Genomic DNA, 16,029 nt, shown 5'->3' on the forward strand with positions numbered 1-16,029 from the left:
TCATCTCCGTGAAGCATGAGCGCGATTGCTTACAGCATCGGGAACTTGGAAATGCCGGAGTCCACCCCCATCCACGACGAATCCAACGCCATTGATGTGGCGTTGATGAAACGCGTGGCTGCGGATGACGAAAAAGCCTTTCGTGAACTCGTCGAGCGGCATCAGAATGCCGTCATCGGCACGGTCGCCAAGATGCTCGGCGATCCAACGGAAGCGGAGGATATTGCCCAGCGGGTTTTCCTGCGCGTCTGGAAGCACGCCAAACGCTGGCGCCCCGAGGCCAAGTTCACCACCTACCTTTTCACCATTACCCGTAACCTCGTTTACAACGAGAGTCGACGTCGCTCGCGACGGAAGGAAGTATCATCCGACGGGCGGAGCGAGGAAAGCGGTGTCGAGTCGGCCGCTGATGCCCGCTCGGAGCCTGATGCCGAGGCGCTCAAGTCCGAGATGCACGAAGAGATCGATCAAGCGATCCAGAGCCTACCCGAAGCTCAGCGCACAGCCGTCATCCTCTACTCCTACGAGTCGATGCCCTACGAGGAGATCGCCAAAGTTCTCAACACCTCGGTTTCCTCGGTGAAAAGCCTGCTCTTCCGAGCCCGCGGGACCCTCCGTGAGAAGCTCTCCCAGCACATGGGATATTGAGTGGCCCTTCGCTCGTCCGCTCGATCCTGGTTCAAAAGTGGCAGCCCCCCCAGGGCTCGAACCTAGAATAACGGAATCAGAATCCGCTGTGTTACCATTACACCAAGGGGCTAAAGGTCGGCGTCGTTGGCAGTCCCCCCAGGGCTCGAACCTGGAATAACGGAATCAAAATCCGCTGTGTTACCATTACACCAAGGGACTCTTGTGCCGACGGCGGGCGGAAACTAGTACCCTGTTCCGAGATTTGCAACAGGGAAATTAACGATGATTTCATCTGACGATCCATTTCGGCAAAATTCCGCCTGGATCGAACCCGATCCGGCGGATTCCGGTGACTTTCATCAGGGATGAACGCCGAACAATTCCCCAAGGTCAGGGGAGATTGGGAACCGGTATCAAGACCTCCATCCGATCCCCTCCCAACCCAATAAGCGCATTGAGTCGGGAAATCAGCCGCTCAGCAATCAGGCAGGGGCACCAACGACTTCACCGGGCATCGGTCCGTCATCGTCCTCCTGCTCGTCACCTTTCGGCTTGGGAGCCGAGGACTTTGGCATGTCATCTGGAAGGGTTGGAGGCGTCGGAGAACTCGGAGGATTCCGCATTTCCCCAAATTCGATCAGGTCATTGATGTGGCTGGCATCAAGCGTCTCATACTCAAGCAGACCTTGAGCAATCAGTTCGAGATGCTCGCGCCTTTCGAGAAGCAAGCGCTTGGCCTCGGAATAAGCATGATCGATCACCTGCTTGATCTCGGCATCGATCTTCTGAGCCGTCGCCTCGGAGTAATTCCGTTGGCGGGAAATATCGCGGGCAAGGAACACCTCGCCCTGTGGATCGCCGTATTCGACCATCCCCAGCTCTTCGCTCATCCCCCATTCGCAGACCATCTTGCGGGCAAGCTTCGTTGCCTGATTGATATCGCCGGAGGCGCCGCTGGTCACATCGCCGAAAATAATTTCTTCAGCGACTCGACCACCCATCGTTACGATCAACTGCTCCTCGCCCTGACGTTTGTGGAAGTGGTACTTGTCTTCCGTCGGGAGGTGGAATGCGGCTCCCAGATACGGGCCGCGGGGAATGATGGTAACCTTGTGAAGAGGATCGACATGCTCGAGAATCGTCAGCAACAGCGCGTGGCCGGCTTCATGATAAGCGGTGGTCGTCTTCTCCTTCTCGCTGAGCGCCATGCTGCGCCGCTCCCGACCCCAGCGCACCTTGTCGCGAGCTTCCTCGAGCTCCGCAAGAGTCACCGCGGTGAGACCTTTACGCGCGGCAAGCAGGGCCGCCTCGTTGATCAAGTTCGCCAATTCCGCACCGGAGAATCCAGGCGTCCCGCGGGCAATCACGCTGAGATCGGAACCCGGAGCCAGCTTGATCTTTTTCACGTGGACCCCGAGGATTTCCTCGCGGCCCTTGACGTCTGGAAGTGACACGGTGACCTGACGGTCGAATCGTCCCGGACGAAGCAGCGCGGGGTCCAACACATCGGGCCGGTTGGTCGCAGCAATGATGATGATGCCCTCCTGAGTGTCGAAGCCATCCATCTCGACAAGAAGCTGGTTGAGTGTCTGTTCCCGCTCATCGTGACCACCACCCATGCCGTGTCCACGGTGACGACCGACGGCGTCGATCTCATCGATGAAGATCAGGCAGGGAGCATGTTTCTTGCCCTGCTCGAACATGTCGCGAACGCGTGAAGCGCCCACACCGACGAACATTTCCACGAAGTCGGAACCGGAAATCGAGAAGAACGGCACATCCGCCTCACCAGCAATGGCACGTGCAAGAAGCGTCTTACCAGTGCCCGGGGCACCGACCATCAGCACGCCCTTGGGAATCGACCCGCCAAGCTTTTGGAATTTCCGCGGATCGCGGAGGAAATCGACGATCTCCCAGAGCTCTTCCTTTGCTTCCTGAATCCCGGCAACATCCTTGAAAGTGACCTTGTTGTGATCGCGGGTCAGCATCCGTGCCTTGCTTTTGCCGAAGGACATGGCGCCCTTCCCCGCCGCCTTCATCTGCTGGCGGAACAGGAAAAACAAGAGGAGGACGATGAGCAGTACCGGCAGGAAGGTGATGATCGCCTTCCCGAGCATGTCGGTATTTCGGAAATAGCTGGCATCTTCAGTCTTCAGAAGATCCTTGAGTTCCTCGTCCAGCAGATACATCGAGGTATCCACCGTGAACTGAGTCAAGTTCGTCGCCTGGACCTCTTTGCCCTCCTCCGCAGGAGCTTCCGCAAGCGTGACAGGCACATTGACCGTGCCGACGAGAATGGCATCCGTCGGCGTCATGTAGAGCGTCAGCGGCTGCATCGGATTGTTCGGCTTCAGGTAATCGTAAGCCACATAGCGTCGAAATTCCTTCAGAGTAACGACCTTGGCATCATCAAGAATGCCATCCGGAAGGTTCTCGGAGTGAACCTGCCTGGGCAAGGTATCCTTGAGAAGCTCGTTCACATCCTGCTCCTGAGGCGTGCGACGCCCAAAGGTCAGCGCAATGACCTCATCCTTGCCACTTCCCTCATCCACCTTCGGCGCCGGTTTGAACCAGCCGGTAATTTTGGCATCCGCCGTGCCTTCGGCCGTTTCAACCTTCAGCGGCCGATTGGAGTCATCCTGAACGATCAGACCCTGATCCCACTTTTTCCTGAAATCACTGTAACTCAGCGATTTAATCTTCGAAGACCCATTATTAAAGAAGGCGAATCCGAGGATCACGAATGCAGCTCCCAGCAAAATTGCCAGGCGCCAGTTGAATCCGGGAGCTTCGGTCGGCCCGCGCTGTCCATTGGGACCTTCGGGTGGGCGTTGTTGAGGCGATTCTGGCATGATATTGAGTAAGATGCGGGGTTGTTCCCTCCGCGCAGGGATCCTAGCACGCAAGAGCGTTCCGTGCAAAGGCGCGGGAGACTAGCTACGCTCCCGCGAAAGGAAACCCCATTTTTTATCCGAAGTCTTGCTCCTCCCCCGTCCATCAGGGAGCATTCGGCGGATGCCTGCCGAGCCCGCCGACCAACCTCCCCAGAAGCCCCATGGCGGATGGGACCTTCGGCGCTTGTGGGCACCCCGCCACGCACAGGACGCCAGCGGCGGCCGAGTCCTCGGAATGATGGTCGAGGCTTTCGCCGGATTTGCCATGCTCGACGGCCGGCTCGACCCCGGCGAGGCGGATCTGATTCTCGATCTGCTGCGCAGTGCCTTCCCCGAAGCCGACCACAGCTGGCTGGCCCGCCGTGTGCAGCGTGCGGTCCGCGATCCAAAACCCCTGGCCAGCACCGCCGCCGATCTGCGGGAATCGCTCTCCGACGCCCAGAAGATGGCGGTCGGCCTGCAGCTCTACACCCTTGTCGATGCCGTTGGACGCAGCGACCGCAGCCGATCGGCGTTTGAGGTCTTCATGCGCCGGCTCGGCCGTCCCGAGCACGCCCGCCAAATCATCGCTGAGATGAGCGACGCCCCGCTCGAGAAAGCCCATGGCTTCGAGCGGGTGATTTTCGGGACCAGCGAGCACGCCGACGTGAAGCTTCCGGCAAGCGCCGCCGACCACTCGTTCCGCGTTTATCGCGCCGCCGACCTGATCCTCGTCAGAAATACCGGCGAAGCTCCACTGTGGGTGCGCGGGCGATCCCTTGAATCCGGAAACTTCCTCCGTATGCGAGCTCGCCAACAGCTCGTTGTTCCCGATTGGACGCTCACCTGTGAGGACCTCATCTTTTTCCTCAACGTCGCTCTAACAGGTAACCCCTCGACCATCTTTCTCGCTGCCAGCGAGGAAGGCTGGACGAGCGAAAGAAGTCGCAGCAGAAACAGCACGGTGCGCATCCGCTTCGGACTGAATGCCGAAGTCGAAGCCATCAAGGAGTCAGCGACCGTTATCAGCGGCCATGGCCCCTTGATCCCGGGACTGAAAGTCATCTGCAAGCACCACGATCGGATCAGTGGTGAGAACGGTTTTTCTGCCTCGCTCGATGCGCTGAGAAAACGCGCTGCAGAAGCGGGCGGACGTTTTCGCCTGGCGGCGGACCAACGGGATTTCCGGGTTTCCAATGACCCCTCAGTTCTGGAGCGCGGCGACCTCCTTCTGAGCCCGGGACTCGCTCCAAGAATCGTTCTACGTGTCCGCATCGATCCTGAAAACCGGGTCGGTGACCTCTTCATTCGCGACGCATCCGGACCAGTGATCGCCGATGGAGTGCCGGTCCGCAACTCCGCCGAGCTTCGTGAAGGATCGGTCGTTCGGCTATCCCGCACCCAAGCGCTCCGCTGCCGTTTCAGTGAAGGCATCATCGAAGAGGAACGAAACCTGATCGAGACCCTGCGAGTCGACGATCTGATTCATGACTTCGGCCCTGAATCCCGAGCTCTCGACAACGTCTCGTTCGAAGTCCGGCGCGGTGAAATGATGTGCATCATCGGCCCCAGTGGAAGCGGCAAGAGCACGCTGTTAGCAACTCTTGCCGGGCAACTCGAACCCACTCGAGGAAAGGTCCGGCTCAACGACACCTCGCTCTACGAACATCGCGAGGATCTCATCCGCTACATCGCCAACATGCCTCAGGAAGAGGCACTCAACCCGCAACTTACGGTTAGACAGCACCTGCGGCATGCCACGGCCATCCGTCGGGCGTCCCTGCCGGGCTCCGAGATTGATCGGCGCGCCGACGCCATTCTCGCGGAGCTTGGTCTGCAGGCAATCGCACGCCGTCGTGTGGGATCTCCCGGCGAAAAAACCCTCAGTGGCGGCGAACGCAGCCGCCTGAACCTTGGACTCGACCTGGGCAGCGCCGCTGAGGTGTTCCTCTTTGACGAACCGATCTCCGGACTTTCCTCGAAGGATTCCGAGCACGTGGCGGAAACCCTGCGTTCTCTGGCGCGCGACAAGATCGTTATCGCCTCCCTTCACCGACCGGGAGCCAACGTACTTCGACTTTTCGACAAAGTTCTCCTTCTCGATAACGGCGGACGTCTGGCCTACTTCGGATCACCGACGGGCATGATCGAGTACTTCCAGGAAGCCTGTGAAGGACTCTCAATTTCCCACCCGGGAGTGGCTGCCGGATCACGACTCGGTGCCGACTTTGTTTTCGACATCCTTGAAACGCCGCTCGCCCAACTCGGCGGGGGCCAAAGCCCGGTGGCCACCCGCCGCTTCCCGCCGAACTTCTGGCAGGAGCGATTTGAGAGCCGCGTCCTGATCCGCTCACTCGGGAATTCGGCTCCCCCCTCGCGAATCGATTCCCTTCCCGAACTCGTCAGTGCCGGACCGGTGGCGCGCATGCCGAGCCAGACGATCAAGCAGTCGATCAGCGTCTTCAAGACGCAGCTGATGCGCTCGCTGCTTTCGAAGTTCCGGAATCGCGGAACCATCTACGCATCGCTCATAGAAGCCCCGCTGCTGGCCGCACTGATTGCCATCACGCTCCGCTCATCACCAGAAGGTGCCTACCGCTTTTCGACGGCGCTCCACATTCCCGCCTACCTCTTCCTATCAGCGACCGTGGCGATGTTCCTCGGGCTCACCAACTCGGCCACCGAGATCCTGCGGGATCGGCCGATGCTTCGTCGCGAGCGAAATTGCCGCCGCAGTCCGCTGCTCTACGTGGCGGCGAAATTCGTGTCGCTAACCCTCGTCGCGGCGATCCAGTGCCTGATTTATACCTCGGTTGGCCACCACCTCCTGGAAATCAAGGGCACGCTGGTCGACCAGTGGATGTGGATGACCCTCACTGCCTGCACCGGCACCTCGCTCGCCCTGCTGGTTTCGGCCTTGGTCCGCAGTGAACGCGCCGCCCTGACCGCCGTCCCACTGCTGCTCGTCCCCCAAATGCTGCTGGCCGGCGCCCTGGTTCCATTCCGCGAGATGAATCGGGGACTCTTTGAGAATGCCGGCATCGAGCGGGAGCGCGGCGGCACCCCGGTTCCCGCCAAGATCATGCCGTTGCGCTTTGCCTATGAAGCGATGGTCGTCACTCAGGCGACTCGCAACCCCTTCGACTTGGAACGCATTCGTATCCAGCGCCGCGTGGATACGATGAAGGAATTGCCGGCACCCCTCGACAACGAAGTTGAGAAGCGCTTCGAACTCCTGAAAACCGCCTTGCGGACCCTGGTGGCGGCCGGAGCCACCAATTCCAAAGAGGCGGACGAACTCGCCACCAAACTTACCCAGATTGCGCGCGGCGGCACCCGATTGGAAATGGAATCCCTGGAAATCTGGCCCGATTCCCCGGACACCGTTCCCTTGTCGGAATTCTTCGTCAACAACCGCATCGACCTTCTCGTCAGTGAAGCCGAAACCTTTCGGACCGACTACCGGAATGAAAAGCTCGGTCGTAAATCGAACATCTTCCTTGCAGAGAAGAAACCATGGAAAGACGACTTCGTCTCAACCCTCGACGTTGATGCAACCGCTCTCGTGCTTACCAACTTCATCGCCTGCGCTTTGACCGCCATCAGCTTGATCATCCAGAACCGCCGCACCCGGTAATGTTTCGCTGAGGATCGAATGATCCCCTCGGAAATCCCGACGATCATCCCGAGCGACCGAAGCATTCCGTGACGAAATGCTGAGGCTCAAGCGGTCACTTATTGAGCATTCTCCCTGCTTTAAAAGACATCATCCTCACCGAGGATTCCATGCCCTCTCAGTCAGATACCTCGCCGATGATTGCTTTTCATCGGCTCATCGCAAATACCGCTTTGATTTCGTCCCCGCGTTTGCCACCTTCCCCCTCCCATGTCTAAACAGGCTCTCGGAAAAGGACTCGGCGCACTCATTCGCAAACAAGGGGGCACTCCCGCCACCCCTGCAGACGCCTCAAATGACGGAGCTGGCAAAGCCCGTGAAGTCCCCATCGACTCGGTCGTTCCCAGCCCGCTTCAGCCACGGACCTCATTCGTCGAAACACCGCTCGACGAGCTCGTCGAATCGATCCGCCAGCACGGCATCATCCAGCCGCTGATCGTCCGCCCGGTCGACGGCAAGCTGGAACTGATCGCAGGCGAACGCCGCTGGCGTGCTTCGATGAAGCTCGGACTCGCCACCGTCCCCGTCATCGAGCGCGAAGCCGCCGACCGCGACGTGCTCGAGATGGCTCTCATCGAGAACCTTCAGCGTGAAGACCTCAACCCGATCGAAGAAGCGGCCGGCTACGTTCGCCTCGCCAAAGAATTCGCGATGAAGCAGGACGAGATCGCCGGCCGCGTCGGTAAGTCCCGCGCCAGCGTGGCCAATGCCATGCGCCTCCTCGACCTCCATCCCGATGTTCAGAAACTCGTTTCTCGGGGCCACATCAGCGTCGGTCACGCCAAAGCCATTCTCGCCATCAAGGATCAGGATTCCCAGTTGAAGGCATGCGATGAGATCGTCCGCCGCTCCATGACCGTCCGCGCTGCCGAACGACTTGCCCAACAGTTCGGTGCCGAAAGCCGCAACGCCAAGAAAGGCGCCGCGCCGAAGCCGGAAGTGGATGCCCATATCAAAGCCCTCCAAAGCCAGCTCCGCGACCGCTTCGCCACCCACGTCCAGATTCACCACGGGGTCAAGAAGGGCAAGATCGAGCTCGAGTATTACGGCGACGACGACCTTCAGCGCATGCTGGAACTGCTTGGCATTGGCGAGATTTGAGCCAGCTTTGCGTCTGTGAAGTCTCGTCTCGTTCCGCTCGCTCTCTCATTCACCGCGCTTGGCCTCATCCTGACCTTCGGGCAGTGCAGGAAAGCTGAGTCCACGCCCCCGCAACGAGTCACCTATCAGCCGATCGCCGGCGAAATTGCCGATGCCTTCTCTGGCGCAAATGCCTTCGCGCACGTCGAGAAGATCGTCTCCTTCGGTCCCCGCCCACCTTCCAGCGAGGGCTACCAAAAGACGCTTCAGTATCTCGAGAGCACGCTCAAGGAATTTGGCTGGATCACCTCGCGCCAGACCTTTCGCGCCGCCACCCCCGATGGCCCACTCGATTTCACCAATCTCCTCGCCCGTCACCCCTCGGCGCCGGCCCACCCCACTTCCCTGCCGGTGATCATCGGCGGCCACCTCGATAGCAAGAAACTCTCCTTTCCCTTCGTCGGCGCCAATGACGGTGGCTCCTCTACCGGCGTGATGCTCGAACTTGCCCGCGTCCTCTCAACCAAGCCAAGCGCTGCCGCCCAAATCGAGTTCGCCTTCTTTGATGGCGAAGAAGCTTTCCGCCCGAACATCACCCCCTCCGACGGTCTCTACGGCAGCAAGTATTTCGCCCACGATCTTTCCACCCGACCCAGCTGGCCATCCATCGGCATCGTCCTCGACATCGTCGGTGATCCCAATTTCCCACTCTATTATAATCCGGAAACCCCCGAGCACTTCGCCGCAGCTGTCGAGAAAGCCGCCCCGCCCCTCGCTTTCAAACACCCGCTCGTCAAAGCCCCCGGTCCGATCATCGACGATCATGTCCCCCTTCAGAACACCGGCCTGCCCTGCCTTCACGTGATCGGAGACTTCCAGCAAATGAACTACTGGCACCAGCCAGGCGACACCCTCGACAAGCTCACACCCGAGATGCTTGAGAAGGTTGGCAAGCTGACTCTTGGCTTCCTCTCTGAGCTTCAGACCCCGTCCTCAAAGTGAGCCGAACACCCGTGAAATCAGGCACTTTGAATCGCTAACGAAAATTCCCAACAGAAAGCCTGATTTTTCGGTTGTCAAAACCCGGTCGGCCACCCTAAATCCCGCCCCACCTTCCGCAAGGCAGGCATGGCCCAATAGCTCAGTTGGTAGAGCAGCGGATTGAAAATCCGCGTGTCCCTGGTTCGAATCCGGGTTGGGCCACCACTTTTCCCCTTTCCCCCTTTTTCCAACAAGGGCTCAAGCCGCCACCTCCGGCGCATCTCCGCGAAAAGCGCAGGTTCGCCAACTTGTTGTCTGAATTCGCCTCGTCCTTCCGTATCGATATTTCAGATACTTTGCGCCTTCATGAATTTCCATCAAGCATCCGCCGACTGCTTCATCCCCGATGCCTCTCCCCTTCCCGGCGCACTCTCCCGCACCACCCATCTCGCAATCGGTGCCCATCAGGACGACCTCGAGTTCTTCGCCTATCACGGCATCGCGCATTGTTATGGAAAGAAGGACGCATGGTTCAGCGGCATCACCTGCACCGACGGGGCCGGCAGCTCGCGCAGCGGCGCTTACGCCGATGTGGGTGATTCCGAAATGCAAGCCATCCGCGCCGAGGAGCAACGCAGGGCTGCCACCCTCGGTGAATACGGCTCGATAATCCAACTCGGCTATCCAAGTGCCGAGATCAAGGACTCTAACAATACCCACATCATAGAAGACCTCAGCACCGTGCTTTCAATCGCCCGACCCGAGGTTGTCTATTTGCACAATCCCGCTGACAAGCATGACACCCACGTCGCCGTGCTTCTCCGCAGCCTGCGGGCCTTGCGCAGCCTTCCCGCAGACCAACGCCCGAAGCAGGCCTGGGGTTGCGAAATCTGGCGGGATCTTGATTGGCTCATCGATCAGGACAAAGGCCTCCTGCCCACCACCGCCCATCCCGAACTGCAGGCTTCGCTCAACCAGGTCTTCGAATCCCAGATTCAGGGTGGCAAGCGCTATGATCTGGCAGTCATGGGACGCCGTCTCGCCCATGCCACCTTTCTGGATTCCCACCACTCCGACACCGAGACTGGTTTCACCTTCGCCATGGATCTCACACCCCTTGTGCACGACAACCATCTCGACATCGTCGATTTCACTCTCAGTTACGCAGAGCGATTGAAGACTGATATCGAACTTCGCCTCAACAAATTCCGCTAAGCCTCCATTCTATCATGAACCCTCAAAACCTAACAACCGCCGGATCACGCCGTGGCTTTATAAAAACCCTCAGCGGTATCGGAGCAGGTATCGCCGCCATCCCCGCGCTCAGCTCCGCCCAATCACCTCGTCCATCCTCCGCGCAATACATGGGAGACTTTGCGGCGCCTGAACTTCCCAAGATCAAGGTCGCCATCATTGGCGTCGGAGCTCGCGGACCCACCCACCTTGCCCACGCCGCAGCCGCCGAAGGCACGGAGATCGTCGGCATCTGTGATCTCTACGAGGACAATTGCAGGAAAGCGGAAAAGAGAGCCCTGGCTGCGGATCCCGAGCGCCATAAGGGCGTCAGACTCTACTCCGGTGACGAGCGCACCTATCGCAAGATGCTCGCCGAAACAAAACCCGACGCCGTTTGGATCGCCACCCCTTGGGAATGGCATGCAGCGATGGCCATCGATGCCATGAACGCCGGAGCCCACGCCTTCGTCGAAGTTCCCCTTGCCACCACGAACGAAGATCTCTGGAAGATCATCGACACCTCGGAGACGACGCGGCGTCACTGCATGATGATGGAAAACGTCAACTATGGACGCGACGAACTGATGTTCCTCAACATGTGCCGGCAGGATGTCTTTGGCGAACTCCTCCATGGCGAGGCTGCCTACATTCACGAACTCCGGGGCCAAATGAACCATTATGAAAGAGGACGAGGCACCGGATCCTGGCGCACGCTCCACTGGGCCAATGAGAATGGAAACCTCTACCCGACCCACGGTCTCGGACCGGTCGCCCAGTACATGAACATCGCTCGGGGCGACGACAACTTCCGTCGACTCGTCTCCTTCTCCTCCCCCGCCCGCAATCACGCACTCTACGCCAAAGAAGTCCTCAAACCGGATTCCAAGTCCGCCAAACTCGACTTCTCCAAAGGAGGCGACATGAGCACTTCCATCATCAAGACCGAGCGAGGCCGCACCATCATGGTCCAGTGGGATGAAAGCAGCCCCCGGCCATACAGCCGTCACAATCTCATTCAGGGCACTCGTGGAACCGGCGCCGGTTTCCCGAACCGCATCGCTCTCGACTACACTTGGAAGAACGCCACTCCCGCGCTACGCGAACTCCTCGGTCTTCCCGAGGACAAACCTAACAAAAAGTCCAACTACCACAGCTGGATCGAGGGAGGTGGCTACCACGCATTCTACGAGCACTTCGATCATCCGCTCTTCAAGCGCATGGAGGCGGCGGCAAAAAAGCACGGTGGCCACGGTGGCATGGATGCCATCATGAATTTCCGCGCCATCGAATGCCTGCGGCAAGGTTTGCCCCTGGATCAGAACGTCTATGAAGGTGCCTTCTGGTCTGCCGTCACTCCGCTTTCCCGTAAGTCGGTCGCAGAAGACGGCATGCCCCAGGATTTCCCTGACTTCACCCGGGGCAACTGGAAGGCCACGCAGCCGCTTGGCATCGTTTCCTGAACTGGAATAATCCCTTATCATCACGATGCTTCCCTTGGACGAGAACCTCGACTCCGCAAGAGCTCACGGTCTCACTCACTAGCCGAAGTTTCAGCCAAGCGCTTGATCGAGATCTCGTGAAATGGTTGCGCCTCAAGGCATCTCCGCGCCGACCTCAAGAAACGCGATATGTCATCATGACTTGGGCAAATCAGGCCGTGGGGAACTCAACTCGCTCAAGAGGATCTTCTTCAACTGAGCGACCCTCTCTGGATTCTCCTTCGCCACATCATAGCGCTCTTCGTTGTCCGTCTTCAAATTATAGAGCTGGAACCGATTTTTCTTCCGATCCAGCTCCACCAGCTTCCATCCATCCCGCGAGATCAAGGCGGAGCGGCCCATCTTGCCGAACTGGTTGTTCACCACCACGTATTCATGCTCCTTCGACTGAGTTCCCTTCAGAAGAGTTTCTGCGTAGGATATGCTATCCTTCCCTTGGGGAAGCCTTCCACCCGTCAAATCAGCCAGGGTTCCCATGAAGTCGTAGTGGGTGCTGAGAAGGCCCGTGGTACTCCCGGCTTTGATCCGATTCGGCCAGCGGACAATCATGGGAACCTGCATACCTCCCTGGTAGCCGCTCCGCTTCAAGCCTGCCCGCCCGGCGGCACCATCGAAAACATCACCACATTCGGAAGTTCGCCATTTCTTATCGGTCAGATTTGCCTTCTCTCCATCAGGCAGCAGCTGCTTTGCGTAGCTGGGTTTCGGACCATAGTATAACTCGTGACCATTGTCGGAGGTGAAAAAGACGACGGTTTTTTCATCCAGGCCAAGCATCTTGAGTTCCGCCATGATGAGGCCCACATGATCGTCAAGCATCCGAACCATGGAAGCATACTTCTTCTCGCCCAAGCTTAAGCGCTCATCGTCAGCATAATCAGGATGCAACTCAGGAATGGCCACCGGTCCATGAGGAAGCTGAGTGGAATGCTGAAGATAGAACCGCTCATCCTTATGATCGCGAATGAATTTCAGGATCCCTTCGATGAAGACATTCTCCGAATAAGTTTCTCCTCCTTCGCCAACCGGTTCGTCACCCTCCTCCGACATCCGCCCGCAGTCGGCACGGGTGTTCCCCTCGAGCTCGAAACGCTGACCATTTCTCCAGAGATACGGCGGATAAAACCCGTGGCAACGGGTATGGTCATAGTAGCCTTCGTGAAAATCCCAACCGAAGCGCTCGACTTGCTCCGCCCAAGTCGTGAAACCTCGGTCCAACTTGCCGAACTGGGCTGTCCTATATCCTGCCCCTTGCGCGACTTCCGCAAGAAAGACTTCTTCAGGGTGAACCGGATAACTCTCCGCTTTCAGTTTCGCAAAACGTTTCTGATACTCTTCCTCGCTGATCTTTCCCGCATCGCGCTCGATGACCAGTCCGGAGCCCGTTTGCTTCCAACCTCCGATCCGTCCGTCGTGAAGACCGGTAAGCAGGCACCATCGTGACGGTGCGCAATAAACGGCACCATAGTAATTGGTAAACTTCATCCCTTCCCTTGCCAGAAGGTCAATATTCGGGGTCTTGACCAATTTCTGGCCGTAGCAACCCAGCATCCCGATTCCGAGGTCATCCGCGAAGATCATGATGACATTCGGTCGATCACGATTATCAGCCCCCCTCACCACCATTAGCAACCCAACTGCGAGCAATACGTTTATCAACTTTCTCATGATTTCAAAATACATCGATTCGTTTCGAGCCAACCACCAGGGCAGACATAACGGGACCACACCATCACCGCCGACTCAATAATGGTCAATGCTGCTTTCGAATGCAGAGAAGTCCGATGAAATTGAGGAGGGGAAAAATCAAAAGGAAGAAGTAACCCGGGCCATATTCGAACTCAGGATCCGCTGCTTGACCCGAGGCGTATTGCATCCAGAGCATACAACCGCAGACGGCAATCGTCGCCATCGCAGAAGCGCAGATTCCCACCCACCAAAGCAGCCGGGACCTCCCCAGCACATTCACCAGAAATGGCGAGGCCATGGTAATGACGGCCCCGAGAACCAAGCCCGCGATGAAGAAGCGGAGAAAATCATCGAGATAGCCCGCGTGTCCGGATTCATAGATCGCCCTCCAAACCTCGTATCCCCGGGTTTCCAGCATTCTCTCTCCATAGGGATCAAAACTCCGATACTCCACCAATCCCTGAAAGAGGCCAAAAGCCACAACCGCCGCGATCAAAAATCCCAGCGCCACCACATCGCTCTTTCTCGCTTTCAGCAGCGCCTCCTTCCCGTCACTCCCACGACGAGACCCAGCACTCCCAAACCAATCACTCCCCAATCCCCTGCGATGGCATAGCCCGTTACCGGCGAACGCTTCGGAATATCCACTTCCGCCAACATCCAACCACGGGTCAGATGATCCCCCGCATCATCCCGAATTTCCTGTTTCACCCCGGTGTCGGGATGGCCTGTCGTTCCCACCGAGTTCACAGCCGCGCTCACTCCTGAGTTCGCACAGCGAATCATCGGACGACGCAATTCAATCGACCGGAACTTCGCATTCGCAAAATGCTGAGCCGCCGCGGGGCTCTCCTTGAACCAGCCATCATTGGTGACATTCACGATCAACTGAGGCCCGGTTCGGACGAACCTGCGCATCAGTCTCGGCACGGTGTCTTCGAAACAAACCGTCGGCAGCAATTCAATCTCCTCGCCATCGATCATGGTCGGCAGTGGATCAAAGCTCTCGCCCATCGAAAACGATCCACCGAACTCAACACCCGCCTGCTGTTCGTAGAGTTTCTTGAGGAAAGGCAGCTTCTCCACCAGAGGAATGTACTCTCCAAAAATCACCAGGTGATGCTTCCGGTAGGTCGTCAGCCCACCATCCGGTGGCAAGACCACCATCGAATTCCAAACCCGGGCGCGCTCCTTCATCACCAGGTCGTCGCCAAAGTATTCACCTTCGATCTCGTTGAGACCCATCACCACGGTGAAATCCCCGGACTCCCTCACCCGGTTCAAGGTCAGCATGTTCTCATCCCACATTCCCCAGGTGCCGTCATCCGTGCGGATCACTCGACCTGTTAGAGAGGATTCCGGCCACATGATCCAGTCCGGCCTCCGCAGTTCGATTTCCTCTCCCCGCTCTGCCGCTTCACGAAAACGCTCTTCATCCTGCCGCTCGATCTCCTGCAGCGCGGCAAGCGTGTCCTCTTCATAGGCCATGTGAATTTTCTCGGGCGACCACAGGCGTTGAGCTGCATCCTGCGGGATATTCAGCTGCACCAGCAGTGCCTTCAATCGGACACTCTCGCCCTTTCCGGTCGTATGAAGCCTCCAAACGCCGTAGCAAAAGCAGAGCGCGATCAACAAGGCGGCCGTCGCAAAATCCGCATGGGGCCGGATCTTCCCTTCGCGAGCTTCCGTCCAAAGCCGTCGGCCGGTCTGCACCATCACCGCCTGAAGGAACACCGGCACAAACGACAAGGCACAAAGACCTAACAAGTCGGCCGACTGAGCCATCACCGGGGTGTCGTGGAAAGCCGTCGCCAGCGGGTTCCATCCGAAGCCGGTGAACAGCCAACCCCGCAGCCATTCCAACGAGGCCCACAAAGCTGCCAATGCGAATGCCACCCGGATCGAAGCGGCCGAAACCTTCCAGTGACTCGATTTCATCTGCGACTTTTCACGCAGCTTCCGCTCCAAACTCGTTTCCCCGGCAGGAACTTCAACAACCGCCCAAGGATTCGCCCACTTCGCCGCAAAGGCACCCCAGAGTCCGACGAACAAGGCCAGATACATCGACAACGCCACCCAGCCCACGCCGCTCACGACCGACAACCAGTGCAAGCTCAATAAGAAGTAGGCTACCCCGCCGATCCAACCGATCCCAAACCCCTTCCAGCCCGGCCGCTTGCCCTTCACCGACCACAACACCACCAGCAGTGGCAAAAGCACCACCCACACCAGGCCGCCGAAGTCAAACGGCGGCAGCGTGAGCGCCATTCCCAATCCGGAAATGATCGCCCCAAGGAGTCGTAGCAATCGAAGTTTCATTCAAAAATTTGGACCGCGGTGGCAGAGTGAGTCTTCGAACGGCGAC

The 16,029-nt window shown here is 58.3% G+C and carries 10 protein-coding genes and 3 tRNA genes; 7 read left to right on the top strand and 6 right to left on the bottom strand.

Annotation, left to right across the window (positions count from 1 at the left end; translation table 11 throughout):
* Positions 1–15 precede the first annotated feature (15 nt).
* Complete coding sequence (locus ACFQY0_RS07435) at positions 16–648, top strand: RNA polymerase sigma factor (protein ID WP_379710904.1); 633 nt, start codon at positions 16–18, stop codon at positions 646–648.
* A 38-nt stretch (positions 649–686) separates the two neighbouring features.
* Here the strand turns inward: ACFQY0_RS07435 and ACFQY0_RS07440 are convergent.
* From ACFQY0_RS07440 to ftsH, 3 genes are all read right to left on the bottom strand, one after another.
* A tRNA-Gln gene (locus ACFQY0_RS07440) sits at positions 687–760 on the bottom strand.
* Between the two features lie 15 nt (positions 761–775).
* A tRNA-Gln gene (locus tag ACFQY0_RS07445) sits at positions 776–849 on the bottom strand.
* A 263-nt stretch (positions 850–1,112) separates the two neighbouring features.
* Positions 1,113–3,482 (bottom strand): ATP-dependent zinc metalloprotease FtsH, encoded by a 2,370-nt coding sequence (gene ftsH, locus ACFQY0_RS07450; protein WP_379710906.1) that lies wholly within the window; start codon positions 3,480–3,482, stop codon positions 1,113–1,115.
* Positions 3,483–3,645: 163 nt separating this feature from the next.
* Between ftsH and ACFQY0_RS07455 the strand changes: the two genes are divergently transcribed.
* The 6 genes from ACFQY0_RS07455 (at position 3,646) to ACFQY0_RS07480 (ending at position 11,936) form a co-directional block, all read left to right on the top strand.
* Positions 3,646–7,140: an ATP-binding cassette domain-containing protein gene (locus ACFQY0_RS07455; protein WP_379710908.1), complete on the top strand. Its 3,495-nt coding sequence runs from the start codon at positions 3,646–3,648 to the stop codon at positions 7,138–7,140.
* 249 nt (positions 7,141–7,389) lie between these two features.
* Positions 7,390–8,280, top strand: a complete 891-nt coding sequence (locus ACFQY0_RS07460) for a ParB/RepB/Spo0J family partition protein (protein ID WP_379710910.1) — start codon at positions 7,390–7,392, stop codon at positions 8,278–8,280.
* A 15-nt stretch (positions 8,281–8,295) separates the two neighbouring features.
* Positions 8,296–9,261, top strand: coding sequence for a M28 family metallopeptidase (locus tag ACFQY0_RS07465; protein WP_379710912.1), 966 nt, complete (start codon positions 8,296–8,298; stop codon positions 9,259–9,261).
* A 128-nt stretch (positions 9,262–9,389) separates the two neighbouring features.
* Positions 9,390–9,465: transfer RNA gene (locus tag ACFQY0_RS07470), tRNA-Phe, on the top strand.
* 141 nt (positions 9,466–9,606) lie between these two features.
* On the top strand, positions 9,607–10,455 hold the full coding sequence (locus ACFQY0_RS07475; RefSeq protein WP_379710914.1) for a PIG-L deacetylase family protein: 849 nt from the start codon (positions 9,607–9,609) through the stop codon (positions 10,453–10,455).
* 14 nt (positions 10,456–10,469) lie between these two features.
* Positions 10,470–11,936: a Gfo/Idh/MocA family protein gene (locus ACFQY0_RS07480; protein WP_379710916.1), complete on the top strand. Its 1,467-nt coding sequence runs from the start codon at positions 10,470–10,472 to the stop codon at positions 11,934–11,936.
* A gap of 174 nt (positions 11,937–12,110) precedes the next feature.
* Here the strand turns inward: ACFQY0_RS07480 and ACFQY0_RS07485 are convergent, their stop codons facing one another.
* The 3 genes from ACFQY0_RS07485 to lnt all read right to left on the bottom strand — a co-directional run bounded on the left by ACFQY0_RS07485 (position 12,111) and on the right by lnt (position 15,983).
* Positions 12,111–13,643, bottom strand: a complete 1,533-nt coding sequence (locus tag ACFQY0_RS07485; protein ID WP_379710917.1) for an arylsulfatase — start codon at positions 13,641–13,643, stop codon at positions 12,111–12,113.
* Positions 13,644–13,728: 85 nt separating this feature from the next.
* Positions 13,729–14,175 carry a hypothetical protein gene (locus ACFQY0_RS07490; RefSeq protein ID WP_379710919.1) on the bottom strand — a complete coding sequence of 149 codons (447 nt, stop codon included), beginning with the start codon at positions 14,173–14,175 and terminating at the stop codon, positions 13,729–13,731.
* Between the two features lie 20 nt (positions 14,176–14,195).
* Complete coding sequence (gene lnt, locus ACFQY0_RS07495; protein WP_379710921.1) at positions 14,196–15,983, bottom strand: apolipoprotein N-acyltransferase; 1,788 nt, start codon at positions 15,981–15,983, stop codon at positions 14,196–14,198.
* Between the last annotated feature and the right edge of the window lie 46 nt (positions 15,984–16,029).

The organism is Haloferula chungangensis (genome assembly GCF_042664875.1).
Taxonomy (GTDB): domain Bacteria; phylum Verrucomicrobiota; class Verrucomicrobiia; order Verrucomicrobiales; family Akkermansiaceae; genus Haloferula; species Haloferula chungangensis.

What these genes read in the sequence shown, in the direction of transcription:
- ACFQY0_RS07435 (WP_379710904.1), top strand. Translation starts at nt 16, where the DNA reads ATGAGCGCGATTGCTTACAGCATCGGGAACTTGGAAATGCCGGAGTCC.
- ftsH (WP_379710906.1), bottom strand. Translation starts at nt 3,482, where the DNA reads ATGCCAGAATCGCCTCAACAACGCCCACCCGAAGGTCCCAATGGACAG.
- ACFQY0_RS07455 (WP_379710908.1), top strand. Translation starts at nt 3,646, where the DNA reads ATGCCTGCCGAGCCCGCCGACCAACCTCCCCAGAAGCCCCATGGCGGA.
- ACFQY0_RS07460 (WP_379710910.1), top strand. Translation starts at nt 7,390, where the DNA reads ATGTCTAAACAGGCTCTCGGAAAAGGACTCGGCGCACTCATTCGCAAA.
- ACFQY0_RS07475 (WP_379710914.1), top strand. Translation starts at nt 9,607, where the DNA reads ATGAATTTCCATCAAGCATCCGCCGACTGCTTCATCCCCGATGCCTCT.
- ACFQY0_RS07480 (WP_379710916.1), top strand. Translation starts at nt 10,470, where the DNA reads ATGAACCCTCAAAACCTAACAACCGCCGGATCACGCCGTGGCTTTATA.
- ACFQY0_RS07485 (WP_379710917.1), bottom strand. Translation starts at nt 13,643, where the DNA reads ATGAGAAAGTTGATAAACGTATTGCTCGCAGTTGGGTTGCTAATGGTG.
- lnt (WP_379710921.1), bottom strand. Translation starts at nt 15,983, where the DNA reads ATGAAACTTCGATTGCTACGACTCCTTGGGGCGATCATTTCCGGATTG.